This is a genomic window from Arthrobacter sp. TmtSoilC48, from assembly GCF_059739425.1.
Genome location: NZ_AP046049.1, coordinates 1,011,766 through 1,032,549 on the forward strand (window position 1 = coordinate 1,011,766; position 20,784 = coordinate 1,032,549).

The following is a 20,784-nucleotide window of genomic DNA, read 5'->3' on the forward strand; positions in this document are numbered from 1 at the left end:
GGCAATCAGGTGAGCAGCAAGGCCACGGCGATCATCGCGGGCACGGCGACGATTGTCGTGATGAGCACGGTGTCCTTAGCAACGGTGACGCCCGCACGGTAGCGGGTGGCGGCGACGAACACGTTCTGGGCCGTAGGGAGTGCTGCCGTCACCACCACGGCGAACAGCGCGTGGCCGTCCATCCCCAAGGCAAAACGGGCAAAAACGTAAGCGATTAAAGGGTGCACGAACAGCTTGAACCCGCTGGCCAGCAAAGTGTCCAGGCGGCGGCCGGCATCCTTCTGCAAGGGCCTTGACCCATTCAGGCTCATGCCAAACGCCATCAACATGGCCGGAATCGCGGCGCCCCCAATCAGGTGGATCGGCTCCAGAATGAGCGTCGGTACCTGGAAACCCGTTCCTGCCACCAGAAGCCCAAGCCCCGAGCCCACGATCATCGGGTTTTTCACGATCATGAGCAGGAAACGCAGGGGAGTGGTGCGGTGGGAACTCGTGCTCGCGTCCAGGGCCATCAAGTACAGGGGAGTGAAGAACGCGAGCTGGAAGATCAGCAGCGGCGCAACGTAGCTCGCATCACCCAGGACAAACACCGCAATGGGGATGCCAAGGTTCGCGGAGTTCGCCAAAGAAGAACTCATAGACGACATCAGGGCCTCGGGCATAGAGCGCTTCAGCCAGAACTTTACGATCAGGAAAAACAGCAGCCCCGTGATGATGGCCCCCACCGCGGTGACCAGCAGGGGAGCGGCAAACACCTCGTGCAGCTTCGCCTTGCTCAGGGTTTCAAACAGCAGGGCCGGGCTTGCGACGAAGAACGTCAACGAGCTCAACACGGAGCGGGCATTCTCCCCCAGGATCCCGCGCCGCCCGACGAACATGCCCACCAGGATGATGGCCCACACCACGAAGAACCCGGACAGGACGCCGATCATGAGGGCGTGCGGGCGGGGAAGCGTTGGGTCACGAACAACAGCCTAGCCACATCTCCGCGGTGAGTAAGCGTTTTCTGGCGAGAGTTCCGTCATACGGACACTCAACGCGCGACGTCGGCACTCACCTGAGCGCCGACGTCGCGCGCTATTTGCTGGCCGCCGGCCCGTTCGTGGCCTCGAGTGCGGATATCAGCCGACCGACCTGGGTAACAGCCGAGCGGATTTTGGTGGCATCGCTGATGGTGAGGAATTGAAGCATGAGGCCGTCCAGGGCGGCGAAGATGGCAAGCGACGCTTCGCCGCTGGTATCGAGCCCCCGTTGGCTCAGTGCTTCTTCCACCGTGCCCACATAATTCGCGTACAGCCGTTCAACCATGGCGCGAATCTGTGGATTGCGCCTGGACTCAAGGATCATTTCGAACTGGAACAGCTGCAGCTCCGGTTCCGCGGAGACCGTGGCTATGAGTGAGTCGGCAAAAGCCTCATCAAAGTCCGCGATCCCTGCCAGCCCGGTTTCCTCGATGGACCGTTGAACTGACCACTCCATGGTGGCGGCGAGGAGTCCCTCAATGGAGCCGAAGTGGTGGGTGACCAAGGCGTGGTTGACGCCGGCGCGGGCAGCAACTGATCGGTAGGTAACGCCGCGCAGGCCTTTCTCCCCAACAACGTCCACGACGGCAGAAAGCAAGGCGTCCCTGCCGTCTCCGTAGGGCAACTTGCGTGCTTCCTGACTCATACAGCGAGTTTAGCGGTGTGGAAATCAGTGAGGGGAACCCATTGACACTCAGAACTATACAAACGTATAGTTCTGAGTGTGGCGGGAGTCACCTCCCGCACCAAGAGCAGCTTCAGCCTCGCCGCCCGGGCATTCGTCCCCAGCCGCAGGGCTCCCTATCCCTCCGCAGTGGCGATGGCGCCAATGCACTAGGAAAGAACAGCCTCATGAACAAACCCAGCCAGATCGCCGCCGTAGACGGCGTCAAACATTCCGCTCCAGCCGCGGGCCCCGTCCGGCTCAGGGCGGACAAGCTTGGCGTCGTAGCCGTCGCCTTCTTCGCCATTGCGGCGGCAGCGCCGATGGCAGCCGTGGTCGGAGCCAGTCCCGTGATCTTCTCTGCCAGCGGGCCGGCAACCCCGGTCATCTATGTCATTGCGGCCCTGTTGGTAGCGCTCTTTTCAGTGGGCTACCTCAGAATGAGCCAACACATCACCAATGCCGGAGGCTTCGTTGCGTACATAGCCAAGGGGCTGGGCACCAAGTGGGCTACAGGCGGCGCTGGAATCGCAATTCTCACCTATCTCAGCCTCCAAATCGGCCTGTGGTCGCAGTTCGGCGTCTTTGCCGGGCAACTGGTGGAGAGCCTCACTGGCATTGGGTTGCCGGTCTACTTCTGGGTTGTCGCGGTGCTGGCGCTCACCACTGGGCTGACCATGAAAGGCGTGGACGCCAGCCTGAGGGTGCTCGGAGTGCTCATCCTCGGCGAAACGCTGGTGGTTGCCGTGCTGGTCGGGTCCCTGATAGCCCAGAAAGGGCTTGGAATCTTCACCTTCGCAGGGTTCACGGGAGAGAACATTTTTGGGCCGGGCCTTGGGATCTCCCTGTTGTTCGCCTTTGCCTGCTTCACCAGCTTCGAGGCGACCGTAGTCTTCGCCGAGGAGGCAAAGAATCCACGGCGCACCATCCCGCGGGCTGCCTACCTTGTCATCGCCTTTGTTGGCGTTTTCTACGCTGTTTCCACGTGGGCCATTGGAGGTGCCATCGGGATCGACGGCATCCAGGCGGTGGCCACGGAAAATCCCTCCGGCATGATCTTCGACCTCGCCGAAGCCAGCGCCGGTGCCTGGCTGAGTGTCGCCATGCAGGTGCTGGTTGTCACCAGCTTCATAGCGATGCTTCTTGGCCTATCCAACATGTTTTCCCGATACCTGTTTGCGCTCGGTCGATCCGGCGCGCTCCCGGCCAAACTGTCCTCTGTTTCGAATTCCGGGGCACCATCCCTCGCGGGTCTGGTCAACTCCCTGGTTGTCCTGGCCGTGATCAGTGCGTTCCTGCTGGCCGGTGCTGATCCCCTGGCCACTGTCTTCGCGTGGTTCGTGGCCCTGGGAACGGCGGGCTTCATCTCCATCCTGCTGCTGACTTCCGCCGCCATCCTCGCCTACTTCGCCAAAAACCGGATTCGGGACAACCTCTGGGTTACCGTCATCGCCCCAGCGCTATCCCTCCTGGCGTTCATCGTGGTCGCCTACCTGACCTTGGACAACTATGACGTCCTGCTCGGAGGCGCGGGAGACGTAGCACGCTGGCTCCTCCTTGGCATACCGCTTTTCTTTGTGGCCGGCCTGGTTCGTGGAACGCAAAAGCCCACCATCAACTATGCCGCCGAAATCGTCTGAACATCTCAATCGTCTGAAACCCAGGAAAGGGCCACTTACGTGATTACAACCGAACTCCAGGACTACATTCCAGAAGAAGAATGGCCGCCGGTATCAACAATGCTCGACGGCTTTGGGGACCAGACCCTGCCGGCCTCGGACGCGTTGTCCGGCACCACCCTCCGGCTCGCGACGAACCACTCTGAAGTCAGCGAGTACCGCTTCCAGGACGCCACGACCCTGGAATGGTCCGAGCCCACTTCAAGGGGGAGCGCCACCTACAAGGCCATCGAGGCCCGTCCCGGCATCTTCATCATCGATTTCGTCCGCGGACAGCACAAGGAAGAAAAATCCGACGCCGAAAACGTCACCATAGTCTTCGACAGGAACATCGGTGCCGTCACCACCGCCGTGTCCGGATTCGTTACCCGGGATAGCAAAGTCCGCTGCACCACCGAATTCGTGCACTCCAACGTCAACGGTCCCGCGGACGCAATCCACCAACGTTCCCCCGGACTTATCGGAAAACGCATCTTCTACCGTTACAGCGACGTCGAAACCTACGAGCACATCTATCTAAACCAAGGAACCTTCACGTGGCATTGCGTGCGCGGAGGGGAAGCAGGACTGGCTGATACTGACCGTTGCATGACCTGGGCCGTTGCAGAGGACCTTTATCTCTTCTTCTGGACGGAAAAAGTCATGACGGTTGACGCCGTACTCCTGATTGACCTTCGAGAACAGCGCTCCATAGGCCGGATGTTCGGTTGGGATGATCCCGCCGCGGAACCGGTGATCCTGCCGTTCAACTCACGGCTCAGCGTCCTGAACACCACGGGTTACCCGCAGGACACCCACAAGCACTAGTCGCGCAACAACGCAGAACAACCTACGAATCAGGAGCAACACCATGTCCCGGATCTTCCATGCCCATATTGACCCCACAGCGTTTGAACCCTTTGCGCTCGGCAGCGTCCAATGGCTTCGCCGCCCGGGCGACAACGGGAATGAGTCGTTGAGCGGAGGCATCTGGAAAGTCACCCCGGAGGAGGCACCGGAACCATTCGACCTACCGATTGACCAGGATGAAACCATTTATGTCGTTTCCGGCCACCTGCTCATCGAGGTTAAGGGAGGAGAGCGTCTTGAGCTCACGGAAGGTTCCATGGCTTCCCTCTCCAAGGGGGCGATGACCCGCTGGACTGTCCTCAAGCCGACCATCGAATTCTTCGTTTACAGCTGAGTGGGGAGCCAAGTGGAAACCTCCGACGTCATCATTATTGGGGCTGGCTTTGCCGGGCTCACGGCCGCCCGCGAGCTGTCCAAGGGCGGCCACACCACTATCCTGCTGGAGGCGAGGGACCGGATTGCTGGACGGACGCATCTCGACGAGCGCCTTGGACGAAACCTGGAACTCGGCGGCACTTGGGTGCACTGGACGCAGCCGTACGTTTGGGCAGAGATGGGGCGTTACGGGATCAAGGCCGTTCCCGGTCCGGAATTCACCAAGGCCTATTGGACGGCGGGCGGCCACCAACACGAGGGCGACGCCGTGAGTTTGCTGGAATTGCTGGACGCGCCAAATCGCCGGCTCCTGGCCGACTCACGGCGCTACTTCCCCATGCCGTGGTCTCCTTTGGGCAACCCGGACGTGGCGGACATTGACGGGCTCACGCTCTCGGAAGCCATCGATCGCTTGGAACTGCCCGAGGACCAGCGCCAGCTCCTGAGATCATTCTGGACATTGAACTTTAACGGCAGGCTCGATCAAGCCGCCTACACACAGGCACTCCGATGGTGCGCCGTGGCCAGCGGTGACTGGCAGCTCATGTTCGAGGCATGCGCGAGCTTCAAGATCGACGGCGGAACACGTCGTCTCGCTGAGGCGATCCTGGCCGATGCAGCAGCGCAGTTGCGCCTGAACCAACATGTGGCGTCCATCGAGCAGGACGAAGCCGGGGTGGTCGTGACAACCGAAGGAGGCAAGCAATACACAGCCCGGCAGCTCATTCTCGCCCTCCCGCTCAGCGTGCTGAACGACCTCGAAATCCGGCCTGCTCTTTCGCCCGGAAAAAGGGAGGCGGCGGCCAAGGGGCAGGCCGGCCGCGGCGCGAAACTGTGGGTCAAGGTCCAAGGCCGGCAGGAACGGTTCGTCGCTCTTGGCCCTGAGGCAGGTGCACTGAACTTCGTCCAGGCGGAGTACATCGACCACGACAGCACCACGCTTGTCTGCTTCGGACCCGACGCCGGCGCCGTGGATGTGGACGACATCGCCGCCGCGCAACGACACCTGGACAGCATAGTTCCGGGGCTGAAAGTGCTCGACGTCGCCGGGCATGACTGGGTTGCCGATGAGCACGCAAGGTCCACCTGGCCCATGCACTACACGGGCTATCTCACCCAGTACTTGGCGGAACTTCAGCGGCCCGAGGGCAGAATCCGTCTCGCGGGATCAGACTTTGCCAACGGTTGGGGAGGTTTCATCGATGGGGCCATCGAAAGCGGCCTCGACGCCGCACGGGAAGTATCGGGGGCGCTCGCGCTCGAGTGTCAGGACCCTGCCGCCGTCAGCGGCTAAACCGACCCGAAACGCGCCCGACGTCGGCACTCACTTCTTGAGTGCCGACGTCGGGCCTTTAGCTTTGGCTGGTTCAGTTGCTGAGGTGGGCCGCGTTGCTCAGCGCGTGGGGCGGGCGCATGAGCCCGGGTGTGTGGCCCTCCGCGGGGTCGTTGCCGAGCTGCAGGATCTTGTTGTCCTTGCCGACATGGACAACCCTGGGCTCGTAAGCGCGGGCTTCTTCCGTCGTCATCTCGGCATACGTGATGAGGATGACGAGGTCGCCCACATGGACTTGGTGGGCAGCCGCTCCGTTGATCCCGATGACGCCGGAACCGCGCTCGCCGGCGATGGTGTAGGTCTCCAGCCGGGCGCCATTGGTCACGTCAACGATCGAGACGAGTTCGCCCGGAAGGATGTCAGCCGCGTCCAGGAGGTCAAGGTCGACAGTGACCGAACCGACGTAGTGAAGATCGGCATGGGTCACCGTTGCGCGGTGGATCTTGGACTTGAACATTGTGCGGATCATAATGCGATCAGTTTAGCGTGGCACCCTCATCCGGCGCTGTGACGTACCAGACGCCTCTGGTTTTTGGCGCCGCCCATCGATACTGTTTGACGATCGGCGTCGGATGCTCAGATCCGCGACGCCGGAAGCCGGGGGGATTCATGGGTTCAAGTAAAGGGATTTTCCGCGCGCCGAACGTCCGTGTGGGCGTAGCCGCCGTGGTCATGGCATTTGTGATGGTGACAGGACTCATACCCGCAGCCAACGCGGCGCCCACGGTCTTCCCGCAAGCCCTGGCCCCAGGCAACGCCGTTCCGACGGCGACCCTCGAGCCGCCGTCCAGCATTGCCGTGCCTGCCCGTTCCATTGCGTTCAACCGTGACGGTTCGCGTGCCTTCGCGGCGGGCGGCGATAAGTTCCACGCGATCGACGTTGCCAGCGACACCGTCGTTGCGAGTGTGGACGTTCCCGGCGCAGGTGACATGGTCCTCTCACGGGACGAAACGACCGCTTTCGTAGCTGCCGGCATCGGTATTCCGAACGTGACGATCATTGACGTGGCTTCGATGCGGGTCACTGGTGCGGTATCCATGGAAAAGGCCGGGAAACTGGCTGTTTCGCCGGACGGCGCCACCGTGTACGTGTCGGACGAATCCATAGCGGCCGGCTCCGTGGTTGTCATTGACGTCGCTGCCAGGAAAATCAAAACGGTGTTGCCGGTAGGGTCGGGCCCCGGCAGGCCAGTCTTCGTAGCCGGTGGCGCGAAAGTCTATGTCCCGAACTTGTTTGATGACACCGTCACCGTCATCAACGCTGCAACGAACACGGTCAGCAAAACTGTCCCTGTCCCCGTGGGGGTTTACGGCGGAGCCTTGTCGGTGGATGGATCCCGGGTCTACTTCACCTTCAGCAGTACCCAGGAAAGCGGTCTTTCCGTGGTGTCCGTTGCTACCGACGCGTTGATCGGGACCATTAGAACGACGAGTGAGCCGTCCCTTCCCGCACTGACTCCCGACGGCAAAACCGGTTACGCGGTGGACCAGGAACCCGGCAGATACGTCAACGGCCGCTTCGAAGCCGGTGCCTATTTCGTGGTCACGCTGGACCTCGTGAACAACACCTCCACGGCACTCGAGAACGGGTACGCAGGGCGGGACAAGCCCGTAGCGCGGGTCAGTACGGATGGCACCCGGCTCTACATAGTGGGAACCTTTGCCGTGGTCAGGGCCTTGCCTTCGCAGAAATTCCTGGGAACGGAGTTCATGGGTGAGAATCCCGAGAATTTCACCCTCGAGCCGGGCGGAAGCAAAGGCTACGGGACGTTCATCGACGGAAACAGGATCTTAGTTCTCCGCGCCCCGGTCATTGAACATATCCGCAAGGACTACAACTCGGACGGCGCCACGGACGTCCTGGCCAGGGACGGGAACGGTGCGTTGTGGCTCTACCCTGGCAACGCCAACGCAGGCTGGCTCCCACGCAAGCAGGTGGGCTCTGGCTGGAACGTCATGAACCTCATTGCCACCCCGGGGGACTTCAACGGCGACCACCGGCCGGACATCCTGGCGCGCGACGGTGTCGGCGACCTCTGGCTGTACCCCGGAAACGGGGCCTCGGACTGGATGCCCCGGTCCAAGGTGGGTACGGGCTGGAACTCGATGACCGCCGTCGTCACCCCCGGAGATTTCAACTTCGATGGCAGGACGGACATAGTCGCCCGTGACGGTGCCGGTGATCTGTGGCTTTATCCCGGCGACGGCACCGGCGGCTGGCTGCCCCGTACCAGGATCGGCACGGGGTGGAACGAGATGACGGCGATCCTCGGTCCGGGCAATACCAATGAAGCCGGCAATGACATCCTCGCCCGGGATCGCGCGGGCACCCTTTGGCTTTACCAACGGACCACAGCCGGGGAATGGCGCAGCAGGATGCTGGTGGGGATCGAGTGGAACGGGATGACCGCCATGGTGACCCCAGGGGACTTCGACAGCGACGACCAGCCAGACCTCCTGGCCCGCGACGGCACCGGAAACCTCTGGCTGTATCCCGGGAGGCCATCGGGCGGATACATGGCCCGAGTGCTGGTGGGGGTTGGCTGGAACGTCATGACGGTCATCGCTTGACCGTTCGTTACACCAGCGCCCCTGCCGGTTCGTACCGCTCCAACTGGGTGCCGGCAGCAACGAGGGCCCGTATTTCCGCCAGCCCCCCGGTCACGACGCCCGCAGCCCGCGCCTGAACCAGTACGTTGCCCAGTGCAGTCGCCTCAACGGGGCCGGCGACTACGGGTTTGCCTGTCGCGTCTGCCGTGAGCTGGCACAAGAGACGGTTCTGCGAACCACCGCCCACAATGTGCACCACGTCCACGCCCCGGCCCGCGAGCCGTTCAGCGTCCGCGAGCGTACGGGCATAACCCGCCGCGAGGCTGTCCATGATGCAACGCACGACGGCGGCGGGCCGGTCCGGGAGCAGCGCACCGGTGTTACGCACGGCTGAGCGGATACGATCCGGCATGTTGTCCGGTGCGGTGAAGACGGGATCGTCGGCGTTGATCTGCGGGCCGCCGACGGGGAGTGCTGCCGCGGCGTCGAGCAACGAAGTCAGCGATTGGCTGAAACCTTGGGCCGCCCACGAGCGTTGGCACTCGCTGAGCAGCCAGAGCCCGCCGACATTCCGCAGATACCGGATAGTGCCGTCCACGCCGCGTTCGTTGGTGAAGTTGGCCTTGCGGCTTGCCTCGCTCAACACCGGGCTGTGCAACTCAACGCCCACCAGGGACCATGTCCCGGAGGAGATGTAAGCAAACTTCTCGGCTTGGGCCGGGACAGCCGCGACGGCCGAAGCGGTATCGTGCGAACCCACGGCAACCACAGTGGTGTCCGCGGGCAGTCCGGTCCGTTCCAGGATCGCCGGCAGCAGCGTACCCACCGTTTGGCCGGGCTGGATGAGCGGAGGGAAGATGTCTCCGGGCAGGCCCAGTGCGTCCAGGAACTCTGTGGCCCACTCTCCCGCAACAGCGTCAAAGAGGCCTGTGGTGGAAGCATTGGTGGCCTCGGTGCGACGCTCTCCCGTGAGCAGGAAGGCGATCAAGTCCGGAATGAGCAGTGCCTGCAGCCCGTCCAGCTTTGGTTCCGCCGCCAGCTGGTACAGCGTGTTGAACTGCAGGTACTGCAAGCCCGTGGTGGCGTAGAGCCTGGCAGGGTCAATGACAGAATGCACTCGTTGCACGGTGCCGCGGCTGCGTTCGTCTCGATAGCTGTAAGGCACAGAGACGAGTTCCCCGGCCTCGTTCACCAGGCCGTAATCGACGGCCCACGTGTCGATGCCGATGCTCGCGATGCGCTCGCCGTTTTCCTGCGCCACCGCAGCGGCCGCGGCAAGCCCCTTGAGCACCTCAGCGAACAGGGCGTCGAAATCCCAGCGGAGGCCGCCGTCGAGCTCTACAACTCCGTTGGGGAAGCGGTGGATGGTCTCCAGGGCCACACCCGAAGTGGGCGAGACGCGGCCCAGCATGACGCGACCGGAAGAGGCGCCAATGTCTATGGCTGCGAACACGCTGTGAGAGGACACCGCCCCGGCGCGTGCCGGGGCGGTGTCTGCGGTTGAACTGTTGCTCATGACGGCCTTATCGCAGGAAGGCAGCAGCAACGCCCGCGTCCACGGGGATGTGCAGGCCGGTGGTGTGGGACAGTTCGTTGCTGGTGAGCACGGAGACTGCGTTGGCAACGTGTTCCGGCAGGACTTCGCGCTTGAGGAGCGTGCGCTGGGCGTAGTACTTGCCCAGTTCCTGCTCGTCCACGCCATAGACAGCTGCACGCTTGGCGCCCCAGCCGCCAGCGAAAATGCCGGAGCCGCGGACCACGCCGTCGGGGTTGATGCCGTTGACGCGCACGCCGAACTCGCCGAGTTCAGCCGCGAGCAGGCGGACCTGGTGTGCTTGGTCTGCCTTCGTGGCGGAATAGGCGATGTTGTTCGGGCCGGCGAACACGGAGTTCTTGGAGGAGATGTAGATGACATCCCCGCCCATGCCCTGCTCGATCATGACCTTGGCCGCGGCCTTGGACACCAGGAACGAGCCCTTGGCCATGACGTTGTGCTGCAGGTCCCAGTCCTTCTCCGTGGTTTCCAGCAGCGGCTTGGAGATGGACAGGCCGGCGTTGTTGACCACCAGGTCCAGGCCGCCGAATGCGAGCACGGCTTCCTGGATTGCGGCGGCGATCTGGGCTTCGTCGGTCACGTCGGCCTGGACGCCGATCGCGACGTCGGATCCGCCCAGTTCCTCGGCGACCTTCTGCGCGTTCTCAAGGTTCAGGTCGGCAATCACGACGCACGCGCCGTCGGACGCCAAGCGGGTGGCGATCGCCTTGCCGATGCCCGACGCCGCACCGGTCACCAGCGCGATGCGGGTGGCGTGGGACTTGGGCTTTGGCATGCGGGCGAGCTTGGCTTCTTCCAAGGCCCAGTACTCGATGCGGAACTTCTCGGATTCCTCGATGGGGGCGTAGGTGGAGATTGCCTCAGCGCCACGCATCACATTGATGGCGTTGATATAGAACTCGCCGGCCACGCGGGCGGTTTGCTTGTCCTTGCCAAAGGAGAACATCCCGACGCCCGGGACCAGCACGATCGCCGGATCGGCGCCGCGCAAAGCTGGTGAATCGGCGTCGGCGTGCCGGTCGTAGTAGGCCTGGTAATCCTCGCGGTAGTCCGCGTGCAACTCCTTCAGGCGGTCCACTGCTTGTTCCAGAGGGGCATCGGCAGGCAGGTCCAGGACCAGGGGCTTGACCTTGGTGCGCAGGAAGTGGTCCGGGCAGGAGGTGCCCAGCGCGCCGAGGCGCGGGTGTTCCGCGGACTCGAGGAATTCAAGAACGACGGCGTCATCACTGAAGTGCCCCAGCTGCGGCTTGTCCGTGGAGGCCAAGCCGCGGATCACGGGTGCGAGGGCGGCTGCCTTGGCTTTGCGCTCAGCTTCCGGGAGGGCGCCGTAGCCCGGGAGTTTGGCACCGAAGGGCTCGGCCTTGCCGTTCTCCGCGATGAACTTCTCTGCCTGGTCAATGATCCAGAGAGAGTTGGCCTCGGCCTCTTCGCTGGTGGCGCCCCAAGCGGTGATGCCGTGGCCGCCAAGGATGGTGCCGATGGCCTGCGGGTTGGCTTCCTTGATCGCGGCGATGTCCAAGCCAAGCTGGAATCCGGGACGACGCCACGGAACCCACACCACCTTGTCGCCGAAGACCTTGGAGGTCAGTGCTTCGCCATCCACGGCGGTAGCGATTGCGATGCCCGAGTCGGGGTGGAGGTGGTCAACATGCGCAGCATCCACCAGGCCGTGCATGGCGGTATCGATCGACGGCGCAGCGCCGCCCTTGCCATGCAGGCAGTAATCGAACGCGGCCACCATTTCGTCTTCACGCTCGACGCCGGGGTAAACATCCTTGAGTGCCTGCAGCCGGTCCAGGCGGAGTACAGCAAGGTTCTCTGCCTTCAGCGTGCCGAGGTCGCCGCCGGAGCCCTTGACCCAGAGGAGCTCGACGTCCTGGCCAGTAACAGGGTCCTTCTCGGTGCCCTTGGCGGAGGTGTTGCCGCCGGCGAAGTTGGTGTTCCGCTTGTCCGCGCCGAGGCGGTTGGAACGGGAAATCAGGTCTTCAACAGTCTTGTTGGTGTCTTGCAGGTTCATGCTTTATGCGCCCCATCCGGCTTGCTGGCCGCCTGCGCGGTCCTCGTTGATCTTCTTTTGGTAGCCGCTGGCCTTGTAGGCAGCGATCGGGTCGGCGGGCAGGCCGCGGGAATCACGCCACTCGGCCAGGACCGGGCGGACGTCGGTGTAGAAGGCATCATTGAAAATGCCGTTGGCGGCCAGGACATCCCCGGCACGCTGCGCTTCAGCCAAGGCTGCGGTGTCCACGAGCAGGGCCCGGGCAGTCATTTCCTGCACGTTCAGGACCGAGCGGATCTGGCCCGGAATCTTCTCTTCCAGGTTGTGGCACTGGTCCAGCATCAGGGCGACGCCGGAATCCTTCCCAAAGCCTCCACCGCGGATGACCTCGTGCATGATGCGGAACAGCTGGAACGGATCAGCCGCGCCCACAATGAGATCGTCGTCCGCGTAGAAGCGGGAGTTGAAGTCGAAGGAACCCAGCTTGCCCAGGCGCAGCAGCTGCATGACGATGAACTCGATGTTGGTTCCCGGGGCATGGTGGCCGGTGTCCAGGCAGACGAACGCCTTCTCGCCGAGGGCCAGGGTCTGGGCGTAGGAGGTGCCCCAGTCCGGAACATCGGTGTGGTAGAAAGCGGGCTCAAAGAACTTGTATTCCAGGACCAGCCGGTGCTCGTCGCCGAGGGCCGCGTAGATCTCCTGGAGGCTTTCCGCGAGACGGTCCTGCCGGCCGCGCATATCGTCCTGGCCGGGGTAGTTGGTGCCATCGGCCAACCAGATCTTCAGGTCCTTGGATCCGGTGGCGTTCATGATCTGGATGCACTCAAGGTGGTGGTCGATCGCGCGGCGGCGCACGGACTCGTTGGACGAAGTCAGGGAACCGAATTTGTACTCGTCATCCTGGAAAGTGTTGGAGTTGATGGTGCCCAGTCCAACACCCAAGCCCGCGGCGTACTCGCGCAGCTCCGAGTAGTCATCTACCTTGTCCCACGGAATGTGCAGGGCCACAGTGGGTGCCAGGCCGGTGAGCTCGTGGACCTTGGCGGCGTCGGCGATCTTTTCCTGGACGGTGCGCGGAGTTCCCGGGGTGCCGAAGACCTTGAACCGGGTGCCCGAATTTCCGTAGGCCCAGGATGGCACTTCAATGGCCAGTTCTCCCAAGCGGCCAAGTGCCGACTCTGTGGCGGCCGACTCTGTGGTGTTCATGCTTGTTCCTTCTGCTGGGTTGCGACGGTGCTGGCCTTGGCCAGCTGATCCTCAAGATTGAAAACTTCTTCGACGATTTCGAATCCCTGGTCCGGAGGCAGCTCGCTGTTCGCGAACAGGGAGGCCATCTCGGCCTGCCAGCGGGCGTTGACGTCCGTTACGGCCATGCGGGCTTGGACGGCTTGGTAGTCATCGCATTCCAGGTATCCGATCAATTGGCCATCGGAAGCCAGGAAGAGTGAGTAGTTGTTCCATCCGGCGTGCTTGAGGGCGTGCAGCATTTCCGGCCAAACGGCTGCATGCCGGCGCTTGTATTCGTCCATCAGCTCCGGCTGGACGGAAGATCGGAAACAGACCCTCATGTGCGGTTCTCCAGGTCACTCGTCTTTGAATCGTTTCATTTGTTACGATTCAAATTACCCTCGCAAGAACGGGGGTGTCAAGGCGTTTCCTGCAAATCGATGACAACCAGCGGAGATTGGAAAGCATGTCCCAAACAGCGAGCATCAAAGACGTTGCCACCCACGCCCAAGTAGCCGTGGGAACTGTTTCCAACGTGCTGAATTATCCGGACCGCGTATCGCAAAGGACCAAGGAGCGCGTCCTCAAATCCATCGCCGAACTCGGTTTCGTCCGCAACGACGCCGCCCGTCAACTGCGGGCAGGACAGAGCCGCACCATCGGGCTGATCGTGCTGGATGTGGGCAACCCGTTCTTCTCCTCCGTGGCCCGAGCGGCCGAGGACGCAGCCACAGCTCTGGGCAGCGTGGTGTTGGTAGGGGACAGCGGCCAGGATGCTTCCCGCGAAGCGCATTACATGGACCTGTTCCAGGAACAGCGGGTCCAAGGCCTGCTCATTTCGCCCGTTGGGGATGTTGGCGACCGGATCGATACGCTACGCGAACGTGGCGTGCCAACTGTCCTGGTGGACCAACTTGCTGACACCGACCGCTGCAGCTCAGTCTCCGTGGATGACGTAGAGGGCGGATATCTTGCGGCCCGGCACCTGCTGGACACGGGCCGCCGTCGTCTGGCTTTTGTCGGAAGCCCATCCATCCGTCAGGTAGCCAACCGTCTCACCGGTGCGCAGCGTGCTGTCGCAGAAGTAGCCGGGGCAACGATCGAGATCCTCGATTCCGCCGGGCAGACCGTCCTTGCCGGGCGCCAAGTGGGCAATGGTTTGGTGGAGCGGGCGCCAGCCGAAAGACCGGAAGCCGTCTTCTGCTCCAACGATCTTCTGGCCCTGGGCGTCATGCAGTCGTTGACCATGTTGCGCACTGTGAAAATCCCCGAGGATATTGCACTCATCGGGTACGACGACATCGACTTCGCGATTTCCGCCGTCGTGCCTTTGTCCTCCATCCGCCAGCCCACTGAGGCGCTTGGCCGCACGGCGATCGAGCTGCTTGCGGAGGAACAGGAGAGCGGCGGCACCAAGCACCGGGCGGTCGTGTTCACGCCCGAGCTCGTGGTGCGCCAAAGCACAGCCGGCGCCGACAGTTAGCGCGCGGCGCACCCAAGTAAGTCGCAGTAGTGCGCGTTTAGAGGGCTCATAACGCGCACTACTGCGACTCAGTTGGGTAATTACAGGGCGTAGATGGTCCAGGACGCGCTATGCGACGCGCCGGGTTCCAGCCGGATCAGGTCAGTGCCGCTGTTAAAAGCATCAGGCGGGCACGTCATGGGCTCCACCGCCAATCCGAGCCGGTTGGGCAGCGGCATAGGCTTGTCTGCCGTATGGATCTGCAGCCACGCGCAGCTTTCGTCCCAGGACATCCCGACGCCGGTGCCCGCCGGGTCGCGCAGCGAAAGCCGCGCCAAGCCGCCGTCGAACGCTATTCCTGTGAACGCATGGTCGATCTCAGTGGTGCCGATGGCGCGCGGGGTCCGGAAATCGAAAGCGTGGCCCTCAACTCCCACAACACCAACGGGCAGCAGCCTGTCAGGGGTGACCTCAAGGAAGCTATCCGCAACAAAATCGAGGACCCATTGATCCAACGGCGAGGAACCGGCCACAAGATAAGGGTGCGGGCACACTCCGTAGGGCGCTGGAGTGTCACCTGCGTTACGGGCAGTTAGCTGCGTGTGCAGCCCGGCGTCGTCCAGCACGTACCGGGCGTCAAGCTCCAGCACGAACGGATATCCGGGCGTGGGCCCAACGGTGCAGGTCAACGTGAGTGAACCGGCGTCGGACTCTTTCAGTACCCAATCCAGCGGGAAGGCGAGGCCGTGCAAGGATGTGCGCCGGTCCGGTTCGTTGACGGGCAAGTGATGCACCTTGCCATCGAAACGGTAGGTGCCATCCGCAATGCGGTTGGGCCACGGCGCCGCGATGATTCCCCGGTAATCCGGGATGGGTTCGCCGGCCGCAAAGGGAACCACGAGGTCGCGGCCCTGGAACTGCAAAGAACGCAGTGCCGCGGCCCGGGCTGTGATGACAGCCCGGTAGCCGCCGGACTGCAGCGTGAATTCGGTGCTCACAGGCCGCCGGCCAGCTTGTAGTAGGCGGCGTTCCAGTTCAGTTCCTTCTTGAACTGCTTGATGGTGGTGTCTTCGTCGATGGTCAGGAGTTCAGTCTTGGCGATTTCGGCGAAGTCCTCGAACACGTCCAGGCCCACCTGCGTGGACAGCACGGTGTGGTGGGCGGCGCCGGCAGTCAGCCAGGCTGCGGCCGACGTAGCGAAATTGGGCTTTGGCTCCCAGAGCGCGCGGGCCACCGGGAGGTTGGGCAGGGGCTGGTCGAGATCGACGACGTCCACCACGTTGGCTACCAAGCGGAACCGATCGCGCATATCGGACAGTGCGACCACAATGCCGGGGCCGGCGTCCGTATCGAAGACCATGCGGACGGGATCTTCCTTGCCTCCGATGCCGAGCGGGTGGATCTCCACACGCGGCTTCTTAGCGGTCAACGACGGGCAAACCTCAAGCATGTGCGCGCCCAGGATCTTCTCCGAGCCGGGCTCAAGGTGGTACGTGTAGTCCTCCATGAGCGAGGCGCCGCCGGGCAGCCCCGCGCCCATGACCTTGGCAGCGCGGACCAGGATGGCGGTCTTCCAGTCGCCCTCGGCGCCAAAGCCGTAGCCGTCGGCCATGAGGCGCTGGACTGCCATGCCGGGAAGCTGGCGGAGTTCGCCCAGGTCCTCGAACGACGTCGTAAACGCGGCCGAGCCGTTCGCCTCCAGGAAGCTGCGGAGACCGAGTTCGATCCTCGCGCTGTACCGCAGCGACTCGTGGCGGGCGCCGCCCGCCTGCAGTTCCGGAACCACCTCGTAAAGGCGCTCATACTCCGCAACCAGGGCATCGACGTCGGACTCCGCGGCGCCGTGTACGGCGTCGGCGAGCTCGTTGACGGACCAGGTGTTGACCGAGACGCCGAAGCGCAGTTCGGCTTCGGTCTTGTCGCCTTCGGTGACTGCGACGTTGCGCATGTTGTCGCCAAAGCGTGTCAGTTTCAGTGTGCGGACGGCGGCCCAACCGGCCGAAGCCCGCTGCCACGCGCCCACTTGGCGGGCGATCTCAGGATTGCTGACATGCCCGACGACGGTCTTCCGCGGCACGCCGAGACGGGACTGGATGTACCCGAATTCGCGGTCGCCGTGGGCTGCCTGGTTCAGGTTCATGAAGTCGAAGTCAATGTCCGCCCAGGGGAGGTCCCGGTTGGCCTGCGTGTGCAGGTGCAGGAGCGGTTTGCGCAGGGCGTCCAGGCCCTGGATCCACATCTTGGCAGGGCTGAACGTGTGCATCCAGGCGGTCACGCCGATCACGGAGTCGTTCGAGTTTGCTTCCAGCGCAGTGCGACGGATGGCGTCGGAATCAGTGAGGACGGGCTTCCACACGAGTTTGACCGGCACGTCCGAGGAATCGTTGAGGGCGTTGGCAATCTCCTGCGATTGCGAGGCGACCTGCTTGAGGACATCCTCGCCGTAGAGGTGCTGGCTTCCGGTGAGGAACCAGACCTCGTACTGATCAAGGGACGTGTTGTTGGCGCTGGGCATTTTCATTGCTCCTGAAAGTGTGGTGGACGTCCGCTTTAGCGGCCGTAGACGTTTTGGTAGCGGTTGTAGAGCGAGTCGATCTTGGCCTGGTCAATGGGGAGGGGTTCGCCGAGTTGCCGGGAGACGTGGACCGTCTTTGCCACTTCCTCGCACATCACGGCTGCTTTCACCGCGGACCTGGCATCCTTGCCGATGGTGAAAGGTCCGTGGTTCTGCATGAGCACGGCGGGGGAGTGGGAGTTCTTGAGGGTCTCCACGATTCCCTGTCCGATCGAATCGTCTCCGATCAGCGCGAACGGGCCCACCGGGATCGGGCCGCCGAATTCATCGCCCATCATCGTCAGCACGCAGGGGATCTCCTCGCCGCGGGCGGCCCAGGCCGTGGCATAAGTGGAGTGGGTGTGCACCACGCCGCCGACTTCGGGCATGTGCCGGTAGACGTACGCATGCGCTGCAGTGTCAGAGGACGGCGAGAGGTCCGGGTTGCCCCAGTCAACGGTTCCGCCGCTTCCGATATTGATGCCCCGGACGGGAGTCCCATAGAGGTCCGTGACCACCATTTGCTCGGGCGTCAGCTCGTCATAGGAGACACCGGAGGGCTTGATGACCATGAGGTCGTAGCCAGGGATCCGGCCGGAGACGTTGCCCGCCGTCCAGACAACCAGCTTGTAGCGGGTGAGCTCGGCGTGGAGGTCGCAGACTTCGCGCCGGACTTTCGCAATGGTTTCAAGGAGCGTGCTCATGCGTTCACCCCTTCTGTGATGGCGGTGTGGGCAGCGCGCTGAATTGCCTTCAGGCGGTGCATGACGCTGTTGGTGCCGCGGCCGAAGTAGTCGTGCAGGGTGCGGTATTCCTGGAAAAGTGCCTCGTAGGCCCTGACATTTTCAGGGATGGGCGTGTAGACCGCGCCCGGGGCAGCTGCCATGGATGCTGCCGCTTCGCGGATGTCCTTGTACTTCCCGGCGGCTACAGCGGCGTGGATTGCCGAGCCGAGTGCGGGTCCCTGCTCGGAGCCGATGGTGGAGAGCTGGAGGCCGGTGATATCTGCGTAGACCTGCATCAGGAACTTGTTCTTCAGGAGTCCGCCAGCCACGATGAACTCCTTGACCGGTACTCCGGAATCACGGAATGCATCCACAATGGTCCGGGTGCCGAAGGCCGTGGCCTCCAGCAGCGCGCGGTAAGTGTCCTCTGGCTTCGTAGCAAGTGTCTGGCCGACTACGACGCCGGAGAGTTCGTGGTCCACCAGCACTGAGCGGTTGCCTGAGTGCCAGTCCAGGGCAATGAGGCCGTGCTCGCCGATTGCCTGCTTCTCTGCGAGTTCGGTGAGGTATTCGTGGATGCCCAGGCCTTTGGCCGCCGCGGCTTGGTGGTAGTGAGGGGGGACGCCGTTCTTGGTGAACCAGCCGAAGATGTCTCCAACTCCGGACTGTCCGGCTTCATAGCCCCACAATCCGTCCACGATGCCACCGTCCACAACGCCGCACATGCCCGGCACTTCACGCAGGACGTCACCGTTCATGACGTGGCAGGTGCTGGTGCCCATGATGGCCACGAGCTGCCCCGGCTCGACAGCATTGGCAGCGGGTGCGGTAACGTGGGCGTCCACGTTGCCCACGGCTACGGCAATTCCCGCGGGCAAGCCGGTCCAGGCCGCAGCCTCTTCCGTGAGGTACCCGGCGGCGTCGCCCAAGCGGCCGATGGTGTGCTCCAGTTTTTCTGCCACGAAGTCCTTGAACGCAGGGTTCAGCGCCGCCAGGAAGTCCTCGGACGGGTACTTGCCGTCCTGGTAGATGCCCTTGTAGCCGGCAGTGCAAGCGTTGCGTACGTAGCTGCCGCACAGCTGCCAGACGATCCAGTCGGCCGCCTCAACCCAGTGATCCATGGCGCCGTAAACTTCGGGATCTTCCTCAAGCAGCTGCAAGCCCTTGGCAAACTCCCATTCCGAGGAGATCAGGCCCCCATACCGGGGAAGCCATGACTCCCCGCGTTCCTCGGCGAGCTTGTTAATGCGGTCGGCCTGCGGCTGCGCAGCGTGGTGACGCCACAGCTTGACGTAAGCGTGGGGACGGTCCGCGAAGCGTTCCAGTTCGTTCAGCGGAGTGCCGTCCGCCGTCGTCGGGACCATGGTGCAGGCGGTGAAGTCTGTAGCGATACCCACCACGTTGGCCGGGTTGATCCCGGCATCGGCGACGGCGGCCGGTACCGCGTTGCGCAGGACGTCGCGGTAGTCATTGGGCACTTGGAGCGCCCAGTCGGCGGGCAGCCGCTGGCCGGTTGTGGGCAGCCGGTCGGACACAACGGCGTGCGGGTATTCGAACACGCCGCTGCCGAGTTCGGCACCGTCCGAGACGCGCACGACGACGGCGCGGCCAGACAGGGTGCCGTAGTCCACGCCGATGACGAACTGTTCGTCGAGCGGGAGATTTTCAGTGGTATTCATGGGGTCTCCATCCGGCTGGCCAAGGCCTCATTGCCGGGGGTCGGGGTGGAAGAAATGAAGAAGGTCTGATGCAATTGTTAGCGCTCACAACTTTGATGTCAAGAGAGGGCCGGAGAACTGCGTGCTTCGGTTAGTTCGAGAGGGGCGCCGTGGTGGACCGGACAACGAGCCGGGGCTTCACGGTCACCGGAGTACCCGTAGTGCCGGTCTCCAGGCGATCAAGCAGCAGGCCGATGCAGCGTTGCCCAAGCTCCTCAAAGTCCTGGGCCACGGTGGTCAGCGGCGGGATGAAGTAGGCGGCTTCGGGTTGGTCGTCGAAGCCCACAACACTGATATCCGCGGGGACCCGGACGCCCGCTTCATGGAACGCCCGGAGCACCCCGAGGGCCATTTGGTCGTTGGCGACGAACAGGGCCGTCATGGAACGCTCAGCGGCGATTTTCAGGCCCTCGAGGTAGCCGCATTCAGCGCTCCAGTCGCCTTCGATCAGGGCGGCTGGTTCCAGGCCGGCCTCCCGCAGGGCATCCCGCCAACCCTCGGTGCGGGCAACCGCGTCAATCCAGTCAGCAGGCCCGGAAAGATGCCCGATGTGCTTGTGACCCAACCCGAGGAGGTGCTGTACGGCCAGGCGCGCTCCCTCGCGCTGGTCCACGGTGGCGCCGCTGAGGTGCTCGTCGCCGACAGAGCCCACTGCCACCAGCGGCACTTGAGCGGTGATGTCCTTGAGGACGTCAAAGGTTCCGGGGTGCGGCACTGTCACGACGATGCCGTCCACGCCTTGGTCCATGAAGTGGGCCATGGCGTCCTTGATGGTTTCAGGCGTGACTTCCCGCAAGCCCGCGACGCTGACAAAATAGCCTGCGTCCCTGGCTGCCTGCTGCACTCCGAGAAGGGTGTGGGACGGGCCGTACTGCGCCAACTCGCTTCCCAGCACACCGATGGTCTGGGAGCGCCGGGTCACCAGGCTGCGTGCAGCGGTGTTGCGGCGGTACCCAAGTTCAGTGATTGCCTGCTCAACGCGCTCCCGGGTCTTTGAGCTCACGTTGGGGTGGTTGTTCAGAACACGGGACACAGTTTGGTGGGAAACGCCGGCAACGCGGGCGACGTCCTCCAT

The 20,784-nt window shown here is 63.2% G+C and carries 18 protein-coding genes; 6 read left to right on the top strand and 12 right to left on the bottom strand.

Annotated features, from left to right (window positions below; genetic code table 11):
* Nucleotides 1-5: 5 nt before the first annotated feature.
* Nucleotides 6-932, bottom strand: a complete 927-nt coding sequence (locus AC6I97_RS04830) for an AEC family transporter (RefSeq protein ID WP_497944227.1) — start codon at nt 930-932, stop codon at nt 6-8.
* Between the two features lie 145 nt (nt 933-1,077).
* Nucleotides 1,078-1,668 (bottom strand): TetR/AcrR family transcriptional regulator, encoded by a 591-nt coding sequence (locus AC6I97_RS04835; RefSeq protein WP_224165575.1) that lies wholly within the window; start codon nt 1,666-1,668, stop codon nt 1,078-1,080.
* A 206-nt stretch (nt 1,669-1,874) separates the two neighbouring features.
* Between AC6I97_RS04835 and AC6I97_RS04840 the strand changes: the two genes are divergently transcribed.
* The 4 genes from AC6I97_RS04840 to AC6I97_RS04855 are packed head-to-tail and all read left to right on the top strand — an operon-like array spanning nt 1,875 to nt 5,883.
* Nucleotides 1,875-3,326: an APC family permease gene (locus AC6I97_RS04840; RefSeq protein ID WP_224089406.1), complete on the top strand. Its 1,452-nt coding sequence runs from the start codon at nt 1,875-1,877 to the stop codon at nt 3,324-3,326.
* A 39-nt stretch (nt 3,327-3,365) separates the two neighbouring features.
* On the top strand, nt 3,366-4,172 hold the full coding sequence (locus AC6I97_RS04845) for a MoaF C-terminal domain-containing protein (protein WP_224089403.1): 807 nt from the start codon (nt 3,366-3,368) through the stop codon (nt 4,170-4,172).
* A 43-nt stretch (nt 4,173-4,215) separates the two neighbouring features.
* Nucleotides 4,216-4,548: a cupin domain-containing protein gene (locus AC6I97_RS04850; protein ID WP_497944228.1), complete on the top strand. Its 333-nt coding sequence runs from the start codon at nt 4,216-4,218 to the stop codon at nt 4,546-4,548.
* Between the two features lie 12 nt (nt 4,549-4,560).
* Nucleotides 4,561-5,883 carry a flavin monoamine oxidase family protein gene (locus AC6I97_RS04855; protein ID WP_497944229.1) on the top strand — a complete coding sequence of 441 codons (1,323 nt, stop codon included), beginning with the start codon at nt 4,561-4,563 and terminating at the stop codon, nt 5,881-5,883.
* Between the two features lie 73 nt (nt 5,884-5,956).
* On the opposite strand, the gene panD is transcribed toward AC6I97_RS04855, so the two are convergent.
* Nucleotides 5,957-6,391 (bottom strand): aspartate 1-decarboxylase, encoded by a 435-nt coding sequence (gene panD, locus AC6I97_RS04860; RefSeq protein ID WP_224165570.1) that lies wholly within the window; start codon nt 6,389-6,391, stop codon nt 5,957-5,959.
* A gap of 140 nt (nt 6,392-6,531) precedes the next feature.
* Here panD and AC6I97_RS04865 point away from each other — a divergent pair, with 140 nt between their 5' ends.
* Nucleotides 6,532-8,493, top strand: coding sequence for an FG-GAP-like repeat-containing protein (locus AC6I97_RS04865; protein WP_497944230.1), 1,962 nt, complete (start codon nt 6,532-6,534; stop codon nt 8,491-8,493).
* Between the two features lie 7 nt (nt 8,494-8,500).
* Here AC6I97_RS04865 and AC6I97_RS04870 read toward each other — a convergent pair whose 3' ends face one another.
* The 4 genes from AC6I97_RS04870 to AC6I97_RS04885 are packed head-to-tail and all read right to left on the bottom strand — an operon-like array spanning nt 8,501 to nt 13,591.
* Complete coding sequence (locus AC6I97_RS04870; protein WP_497944231.1) at nt 8,501-9,988, bottom strand: rhamnulokinase; 1,488 nt, start codon at nt 9,986-9,988, stop codon at nt 8,501-8,503.
* Nucleotides 9,989-9,995: 7 nt separating this feature from the next.
* Nucleotides 9,996-12,044: a bifunctional aldolase/short-chain dehydrogenase gene (locus tag AC6I97_RS04875; RefSeq protein ID WP_497944232.1), complete on the bottom strand. Its 2,049-nt coding sequence runs from the start codon at nt 12,042-12,044 to the stop codon at nt 9,996-9,998.
* Between the two features lie 3 nt (nt 12,045-12,047).
* Complete coding sequence (gene rhaI / locus AC6I97_RS04880) at nt 12,048-13,229, bottom strand: L-rhamnose isomerase (RefSeq protein WP_309928622.1); 1,182 nt, start codon at nt 13,227-13,229, stop codon at nt 12,048-12,050.
* The gene (locus tag AC6I97_RS04885) at nt 13,226-13,591 is read right to left on the bottom strand and encodes an L-rhamnose mutarotase (RefSeq protein ID WP_224165565.1); all 366 of its coding nucleotides are present in this window, start codon (nt 13,589-13,591) and stop codon (nt 13,226-13,228) included. Before AC6I97_RS04885 ends, rhaI begins: the two co-directional genes overlap by 4 nt.
* A 125-nt stretch (nt 13,592-13,716) precedes the next feature.
* On the opposite strand from AC6I97_RS04885, the gene AC6I97_RS04890 reads away from it, so the two are divergent.
* Complete coding sequence (locus AC6I97_RS04890; protein ID WP_224165564.1) at nt 13,717-14,733, top strand: LacI family DNA-binding transcriptional regulator; 1,017 nt, start codon at nt 13,717-13,719, stop codon at nt 14,731-14,733.
* Between the two features lie 80 nt (nt 14,734-14,813).
* Here AC6I97_RS04890 and AC6I97_RS04895 read toward each other — a convergent pair whose 3' ends face one another.
* The 5 genes from AC6I97_RS04895 to AC6I97_RS04915 form a co-directional block, all read right to left on the bottom strand.
* Nucleotides 14,814-15,710: an aldose 1-epimerase family protein gene (locus tag AC6I97_RS04895; RefSeq protein ID WP_497944233.1), complete on the bottom strand. Its 897-nt coding sequence runs from the start codon at nt 15,708-15,710 to the stop codon at nt 14,814-14,816.
* Nucleotides 15,707-17,227 carry an L-arabinose isomerase gene (gene araA, locus AC6I97_RS04900; RefSeq protein WP_224167585.1) on the bottom strand — a complete coding sequence of 507 codons (1,521 nt, stop codon included), beginning with the start codon at nt 17,225-17,227 and terminating at the stop codon, nt 15,707-15,709. The genes AC6I97_RS04895 and araA overlap by 4 nt, the downstream gene beginning before the upstream one ends.
* Nucleotides 17,228-17,262: 35 nt before the next feature.
* Entirely contained in the window at nt 17,263-17,970 is a 708-nt protein-coding gene (locus AC6I97_RS04905) for an L-ribulose-5-phosphate 4-epimerase (protein WP_224089380.1), read from the bottom strand.
* Nucleotides 17,967-19,670, bottom strand: a complete 1,704-nt coding sequence (araB, locus tag AC6I97_RS04910) for a ribulokinase (protein ID WP_497944234.1) — start codon at nt 19,668-19,670, stop codon at nt 17,967-17,969. Before araB ends, AC6I97_RS04905 begins: the two co-directional genes overlap by 4 nt.
* A gap of 130 nt (nt 19,671-19,800) precedes the next feature.
* Nucleotides 19,801-20,784, bottom strand: coding sequence for a LacI family DNA-binding transcriptional regulator (locus AC6I97_RS04915; protein WP_224091174.1), 984 nt, complete (start codon nt 20,782-20,784; stop codon nt 19,801-19,803).

Bases quoted from the DNA above. Each gene is read 5' to 3' on its own strand.
- AC6I97_RS04830 (WP_497944227.1), bottom strand. From the start codon at position 932: ATGATCGGCGTCCTGTCCGGGTTCTTCGTGGTGTGGGCCATCATCCTG.
- AC6I97_RS04835 (WP_224165575.1), bottom strand. From the start codon at position 1,668: ATGAGTCAGGAAGCACGCAAGTTGCCCTACGGAGACGGCAGGGACGCC.
- AC6I97_RS04840 (WP_224089406.1), top strand. From the start codon at position 1,875: ATGAACAAACCCAGCCAGATCGCCGCCGTAGACGGCGTCAAACATTCC.
- AC6I97_RS04850 (WP_497944228.1), top strand. From the start codon at position 4,216: ATGTCCCGGATCTTCCATGCCCATATTGACCCCACAGCGTTTGAACCC.
- panD (WP_224165570.1), bottom strand. From the start codon at position 6,391: ATGATCCGCACAATGTTCAAGTCCAAGATCCACCGCGCAACGGTGACC.
- AC6I97_RS04865 (WP_497944230.1), top strand. From the start codon at position 6,532: ATGGGTTCAAGTAAAGGGATTTTCCGCGCGCCGAACGTCCGTGTGGGC.
- AC6I97_RS04870 (WP_497944231.1), bottom strand. From the start codon at position 9,988: ATGAGCAACAGTTCAACCGCAGACACCGCCCCGGCACGCGCCGGGGCG.
- AC6I97_RS04875 (WP_497944232.1), bottom strand. From the start codon at position 12,044: ATGAACCTGCAAGACACCAACAAGACTGTTGAAGACCTGATTTCCCGT.
- rhaI (WP_309928622.1), bottom strand. From the start codon at position 13,229: ATGAACACCACAGAGTCGGCCGCCACAGAGTCGGCACTTGGCCGCTTG.
- AC6I97_RS04885 (WP_224165565.1), bottom strand. From the start codon at position 13,591: ATGAGGGTCTGTTTCCGATCTTCCGTCCAGCCGGAGCTGATGGACGAA.
- AC6I97_RS04890 (WP_224165564.1), top strand. From the start codon at position 13,717: ATGTCCCAAACAGCGAGCATCAAAGACGTTGCCACCCACGCCCAAGTA.
- araA (WP_224167585.1), bottom strand. From the start codon at position 17,227: ATGCCCAGCGCCAACAACACGTCCCTTGATCAGTACGAGGTCTGGTTC.
- AC6I97_RS04905 (WP_224089380.1), bottom strand. From the start codon at position 17,970: ATGAGCACGCTCCTTGAAACCATTGCGAAAGTCCGGCGCGAAGTCTGC.
- araB (WP_497944234.1), bottom strand. From the start codon at position 19,670: ATGAATACCACTGAAAATCTCCCGCTCGACGAACAGTTCGTCATCGGC.
- AC6I97_RS04915 (WP_224091174.1), bottom strand. From the start codon at position 20,784: ATGGAGGACGTCGCCCGCGTTGCCGGCGTTTCCCACCAAACTGTGTCC.